Consider the following 6,258-nt stretch of genomic DNA (forward strand, 5'->3'; position numbering starts at 1 on the left):
ATGGATCAGAGGCTGGATAATGGCCGTAAGTTTGGATAAAAATGGAAATTATCTCAGTATGGAGCCTTTTTTGGAGCATCTGAAGTTTAAGGCTCCGGTAGATATGCAGTTTGGCAATGATGGCGCATTGTATGTACTGGAGTATGGTACAAACTGGTTCTCAAAAAACATGGATGCAAAACTGGTTCGTATTGAATATCAGGAAGGCAATAGAAATCCGGTAGCAGAAATACAGACTGATAAGCAATATGGGGCAAGTCCTTTCTCTGTACAGTTTTCGGGTAAAAAATCCATCGACCATGACAGGGAAGATAAATTGTTTTATACCTGGAATATAGAGAATAAGGAATTTAAGGGTCAAATTGTTAATTATACCTTTACCAAAGCCGGAGCGCATACAGTAACATTAACTGTTACTGATAACAGGGGTGGCCGTGGAATTAGCAGCACACAAGTCTTTGCAGGAAATACACCGCCGGAGGTTCAGATAGAAACCTCATCTAACCGCAGCTTTTTTTGGGATAATTCCCTGCTCGACTATAATGTACTGGTGAAGGATAAGGAGGAAACAACAATTAATCCGGAAAGGATCAAAGTTACTTTTGGCTATTTGCCCCGTGGAAAAGATGTTGCCGTAATTTTAACCCAAAATCAGGATGCCGGCAGTTTCAACTATTTGAAGGGGCAGCAACTTACCGCTTCTCTGGATTGTAAATCCTGCCATTCTGTGGATCGGGCCTCTGTTGGTCCGACATATCTGGCAATATCAGAGCGGTATTCCGGGAAACAAGGTACTCTTACATATCTTACTGATAAAATTATACAAGGAGGGAGTGGTGTATGGGGCGAGCGTGCGATGATACCTCATCCTGAACTACCTAAATCTGATGCTGAGGAGATTGTTAAATATATATTTTCCTTAACTGATAAGTCAGGGGATAAGCGTCCGTTAAAAGATGACATTGTTTTAAATGAACATATCGGGAAGGGAATAGAGGGTCTCTACCTTTTGAATGCGACGTATACTGATCAGGGTGCGAATGGAATTGAACCTCTGCAAAGCCGCGATTATATTACTTTGCGAAGTCCATTTGTTCAGGCCGAAGATTTTGATGAAGGTAATGTCCGCCTTGGAACTATCACTACAGATTTTCTTACCTATGCAACAAGCATAAATCATAATAGTTTTATAATCTTCAAATCAATTGATCTCAGAAATGTTAAGCAATTGAAATACAGGGTTCGGGCTCAGTCGGGTGGAGTAATTGAAGTTCATCATGGAAATAAAAATGGCCCGCTGATCAGTTCAATAAAAATTCCAGCCAGAATAGCGGACTCTCAGGCTTCTTGGACTGAAATTGAAGCAGATCTTAAAGAAACAAGAGGAGTACAGGATTTGTATTTTGTATTTACTGATGAAACCGGCAAGAAGAGTTTATTTGATATAGACTGGATCTATTTCGGGAATGCCACATTATAGATAAAAACTATATTGCTTATAAACCTATTAAAATAAAGACCTGAACTTATTTCAGCCCAGGTGTTTTTCATAATATAAGATCATCCGGGGAGGCTTCCTGTATAACCTGATTATGTAATAGCCATTGAAAAATTACATAAGCAGCCACAAAATTTGACTATTTTTCATAATATTTACCTGTTTGTTCAGGGAAGACCAAACCGTATTACCATTAGAACATTTACAATGCAAAAACTATTTCTGATATTTTTTTCAATCTTAAGTATCCAGGCTATGGCTCAAAAGGCAGATCCGGTGTATGCCATAATTATTAAGGGCGGACATGTTATCGATCCAAAGAACAGTATTAATGAGGTGATGGATGTCGCAATTGATAAGGCGGGTAAGATTGCTGCCGTTTCAAAAAATATAGATCCTAAATCAGCCGCCAGGGTGGTTAATGCAAAGGGATTATATGTGACTCCGGGTATCATTGATATGCATACCCATAATTTTGCAGGTACTGAGCCGGATAAATATTTAAGAAACAGCTACTATGCTAATCAGCCCGATGGATTCACTTTTCGTGTAGGCGTAACCACGGTTGTGGATGCAGGAAGTGCGGGCTGGCGCAACTTTGAAAAGTTTAAAGATCAAACGATCGACAGGGCAAGAACCCGGGTTCTCGCATTTCTCAATATTGTGGGTGAAGGTATGGCCGGGGGAGCAATAGAACAGGATAATGGTGATATGGATGCCCGTAAAACTGCCGATATGGCTTTAAAATACAAAGATCTGATCGTTGGTTTTAAGGTAGCTCATTATAATAAACCGGATTGGGTTCCGATTGACCGTGCGATCGAAGCCGGGAAAGTTGCAGGGAACATTCCGGTTATCGTTGATTTTGGTGGTGGCGGACTTTCATTGGAAGAACTGACTTTGAAGAAATTCCGTCCCGGAGATATTTATACCCATACTTATGGAGGAGGTGGTAAAGACCGGGAAGCGATCACTGATCCTGTAAGCGGAAATCTTCGGCCTTTTGTATTTGAGGCAAGAAACAGAGGGGTTATCTGGGATGTTGGTCATGGAGCTGCAAGTTTTGCATTTAAACACGCTGTTCCGGCAACCAAGGCGGGCTTCTTTCCGGATGTTATCAGTACTGATCATCATGGCGGAAGTATGAATTCGGCAATGAAGGATATTTTGAATGTGATGAACAAATTTCTTACCCTCGGAATGGATGTTCCTGCAATTATCAATTCAGTTACCTGGAAGCCTGCTCAGGTTATCCACAGGGCAGATATTGGGAACCTTTCTGTAGGCTCAGAGGGTGATGTAACTGTTCTGCGGATCCGCAAAGGAAAGTTCGGGGTTTTTGACCAGATGGGCGAGCGCCTGGAGGGTAAGCAGCGCTTTGAATGTGAAGTTACAGTAAAAGGCGGGCGGGTATTTTATGATTTGAATGGTTTAACTAATCCGTTGCCAAGAGTTGTGGGCGGGCTTCCCGCTCTTTAATTTATTGATGTTTATGAAGAGGAGAGAATTAATAAAAGGCCTGAGCCTTTTGCCTGTTGCAGGTGCGGTTTCAGGATACAGCATAGAATCTGTATTTGCAGCAAGTCCGGAAATGGTTAAGCAAGCAGGTAAAAGTATTTATGAGGCCATAGGTGTTCGTCCGCTGATCAATGCAAGGGGTACAGTTACTGTGGTTGGCGCGAGCCAGATCCTTCCTGAAGTGCAAAAAGCAATGGATGAGGCGGTGAAAGAATATGTCCAGATCGATGAACTGATGGATGCCGTTGGGGCCCGTTTGGGTGAACTTACCGGCACAGAGTTCGGTTATGTCAGTTCAGGTGCTTCGGCTGCGATTACAGCCGCTACGGCAGGTTGTGTAACAGGTGGAGATCCTGATAAGCTGTGGATGATTCCTGATCTTACAGGTATGAAGGATGAAGTGATAATTCCAGCTTATTCACGTACGGCTTATGATGCCGCTGCAAAAGCTGTCGGAGTGCGAATGGTAGAGGTAAATACCCTTGATGATTTAAAGCTGGCAATTGGTCCGCGTACGGCGATGATTCTTGTTCTTGCTGGTGCTCGTTCAGAGAACGGACCCTTATCCATAAAGGAGATATCATCCATTGCAAAACCTTTGGGTGTGCCAATTTTGGTGGATGCTGCAGCCGAAGTACTGGAAGTGCCTAATCCACATATTGCACAGGGTGCCGACCTGGTTGCATACAGCGGAGGTAAATATATCCGCGGTCCGCAATGTGCAGGCTTATTATTGGGCCGTAAAGACCTGATCATTGCGTCCAGAATAAATGCCGGACCTCATCATGGTTTTGGCCGTGGATTTAAGGTTGGCCGTGAAGAGATTATGGGCATGCTTGCGGCAGTAGAAACCTGGTTCAAACGCGATCATGCTGCAGAATGGAAGACCTGGGTATCTTATGGAAATCACATCATGCAGCGTCTGGCGAGTGTAAAGGGGGTGACCACACAACTGAGTGAGCCCAAGGGAAGAAGCAACCGTGCTCCTTCTGTGACTATTAACTGGGATAAATCAATAATTCCGTTGACCGGCGAAGATATGGAGGGACTTTTATGGGATGGTACTCCACGCATTGCAGTGAGCGGAGCAGGTAGTTTCCTTCCTTTTCCACCAAATTTGCAGCCAAATATCAGTATCCATACTCCGGCACTTCAGCCTGGAGAGGAAAAAATAATTGCCGATAGGGTGTATGCCCTGTTAAGCAAACCTCCGATGATCAAGAGAGCTGCCGGAGAGGCTGCTTTTGACCTCAGCGGGCAGTGGGATCTTAAAATGAAATTCTCTGCAAGCACAGTAGATCAGACCCTGATCATTGAGCAAAAGGGTAATGAATTTATTGGAACACATATTGCCAGTATAGGCTCACGCGACCTTGACGGGACGCTTCATGGTAAACAGATTACAATGCGGAGTTCCTATACCAAGGACGGTGTTCGTATTAATTATACATTCACCGGGACTGCTGATGCAAATACGATGCAGGGAAAGGTAAGTCTGAGTGAATATGGAGACGCAGAGTGGATAGCTAAACGCCATGATTATCGTCCGGCAGGTGCCAGACGTAGCAGAGGGTAGTTAAATAATGGGGACACACTTAAGAAATATGAAAGATATGCGGGCTATAAGATCTGTTCTATTGCTTATTTGCCTGAGTACTCTGGTTTTGTCATTCACCGGTACCTATGATGCTCAACCACAGGATTGGAAAGCTCCGGCATGGGCAGATACTTTATATAATCCATATCATATTGAGCCTCTGACACTTCCGCAGGCTCAGGAGATATATAATTTATACTGTATTTCCTGCCATGGTAATCAGGGGCAGGGATATGCACTGGAACATACAAGTCAGCAGGTGCCAGATTTCAAGGATGATATGCTTATGAGCCAAAGTGATGGTGCCTTATACTGGAAGTTAAGAGAGGGTAAAGGAATTATGCCGGGATTTAAATCCAAATTATCGGATGAGCAGCAATGGCAACTGGTTGAGTATATCAGGGACCTTTCAAAGCCCTTTGATCTTCAGAAAAATCCATTTAAAACACTCGATAATTGATTTAAATTACTTTATTACTTAAATTGAACTATTAACAAATTATCAGACTATGAAGAAGTTAATTTCATTTGGTTTTGTCCTGACCTTGCTTATTGCAGATTCTTCTGAGCTTTTTGCTCAGCCTGGTACTAAAAGTATCATTTATGCAGGTTCCTCTTCAGCAAGGGGCAGTAAAGGGATCTATGTTTTGGAATTCGACCAGCAGAAAGGTACACTAAAGGAATTGCAAACAGTGACAGAGGGTAGCAGCCCCGGCTTTTTAGCATTCAGTCCGAATAAGGATTTTTTGTATTCAATTTATGGCAAGGGTACTCTTGAGGATGGAAATGGTGCGGTGATGTCATTTAAAATAGATCCTTTTACCGGTTTCTTAACAAAAGTCAATGAGCAATCGGTTGGAGGTAAAGGAGCCGCTCATATCAGTATTGATCCAAAGGGCAGGTTTGCATATACAGCCAATTATGGAGATGCAAGTGTAACCGTATTTCCGATAAATTCGGATGGGACGCTGGCTAAAGCCTCTGATTATGTCAAACATACCGGCAGCAGTATCAATCCGCAGCGGCAGACAAGGCCTTACCCTCACTCCAGCATCCCATCTGCTGATGGTAAGTTTTTGTACGTTTCTGATCTTGGTACAGACAGAATCGTAATTTATGAAGTTATGAACGGTGGCAAGTTGAAGCCTGCTGCTGTTCCTTTTGTACAGGTGCCTGCTGGCTCCGGACCGCGTCATTTTAAAATCCACAAGAACGGTAATTTTGCTTATTCTGTGGATGAATTATCGAATACTATAGTTGGTTTTAAGGTGAACAGGAAAACAGGAGCCTTAACAATTCTTGAGCGTTTAAGTATGCTTCCTGAAGGTTATTCAGAGGTGACTTATGCTTCTGATGTTCATTTCTCGCCGGATAATAAATTTATTTATGCAACGAACAGAGGGCATGAAAGCCTTGTGATCTATGAGGTTAACGCGAAGAACGGAAAATTAAAGATGATTGGACATGAGTCGACCGGAGGTAAACACCCGAGAAACTTTATGATCAGCAAATCGGGTGAGTACGTTTTGGTGGGTAATACAAATACAGATAATGTAGTAGTCTTTAACAGAGACACTAAAACCGGTTTACTTAAACCTAATGGAGTTCAGCATACTATTCCGGCTGTGAGTTGTTTGATTGAGTT

At 42.8% G+C, this 6,258-nt stretch carries 5 protein-coding genes; all 5 read left to right on the plus strand.

The window, feature by feature from the left end; translation table 11 throughout:
- The coding region (locus VGE44_RS11715; protein ID WP_331079220.1) for a carbohydrate-binding protein at window positions 1–1,480 on the plus strand (1,480 nt) is incomplete at its 5' end.
- Window positions 1,481–1,705: 225 nt separating this feature from the next.
- Window positions 1,706–2,977, plus strand: a complete 1,272-nt coding sequence (locus VGE44_RS11720) for an amidohydrolase/deacetylase family metallohydrolase (protein WP_331079222.1) — start codon at window positions 1,706–1,708, stop codon at window positions 2,975–2,977.
- Window positions 2,978–2,990: 13 nt separating this feature from the next.
- The gene (locus VGE44_RS11725) at window positions 2,991–4,592 is read left to right on the plus strand and encodes an aminotransferase class V-fold PLP-dependent enzyme (RefSeq protein ID WP_331079224.1); all 1,602 of its coding nucleotides are present in this window, start codon (window positions 2,991–2,993) and stop codon (window positions 4,590–4,592) included.
- 7 nt (window positions 4,593–4,599) lie between these two features.
- A complete protein-coding gene (locus VGE44_RS11730) occupies window positions 4,600–5,073 on the plus strand; it encodes a cytochrome c (RefSeq protein ID WP_331079226.1) in 474 nt (157 codons plus the stop codon).
- Window positions 5,074–5,122: 49 nt separating this feature from the next.
- Window positions 5,123–6,258 (plus strand): lactonase family protein (locus tag VGE44_RS11735; protein ID WP_331079228.1); only part of this gene is annotated, 1,136 nt, incomplete at its 3' end.

Origin of the sequence: Daejeonella sp., from assembly GCF_036405355.1 — a bacterium.
Classification (GTDB): Bacteria; Bacteroidota; Bacteroidia; order Sphingobacteriales; family Sphingobacteriaceae; genus Daejeonella.

Bases quoted from the DNA above. Each gene is read 5' to 3' on its own strand.
- VGE44_RS11720 (WP_331079222.1), top strand. From the start codon at position 1,706: ATGCAAAAACTATTTCTGATATTTTTTTCAATCTTAAGTATCCAGGCT.
- VGE44_RS11725 (WP_331079224.1), top strand. From the start codon at position 2,991: ATGAAGAGGAGAGAATTAATAAAAGGCCTGAGCCTTTTGCCTGTTGCA.
- VGE44_RS11730 (WP_331079226.1), top strand. From the start codon at position 4,600: ATGGGGACACACTTAAGAAATATGAAAGATATGCGGGCTATAAGATCT.